We start from the raw sequence: 247 nt of genomic DNA, 5'->3' as shown, positions 1-247 counted from the left end.
GCGTTACCCAAGGTAAAGGTAACCGCATTAGTACCTTGAATGACACCATCACCTTGTGTAGAAGCCGTCATTTCAGTAAATGCGGTAACTGTTACACCCGAGATGTTTGTATTAATTGCATTAAGTTTATCTTCTAATGTTGCACCCACGGTCGCGTCGCTTAGATCACCAACGTCTTGGCCATTGATAAACATATCATTAGTACCGTCACCGGCAATATTAGCCAAACTTGCTTGCAAGCTTGCAC

1 protein-coding gene is annotated in these 247 nt (G+C 43.3%); it reads right to left on the bottom strand.

All coding sequences use genetic code 11. From position 1 onward, the window contains the following. On the bottom strand, nucleotides 1–247 hold a 247-nt coding region (locus tag Q4528_RS15285; RefSeq protein ID WP_303522553.1), incomplete at both ends, for a hypothetical protein.

The organism is Staphylococcus pasteuri (assembly GCF_030547725.1).
GTDB classification, from domain to species: domain Bacteria; phylum Bacillota; class Bacilli; order Staphylococcales; family Staphylococcaceae; genus Staphylococcus; species Staphylococcus pasteuri.
This window is presented reverse-complemented; position numbering and strand designations above follow the sequence as displayed.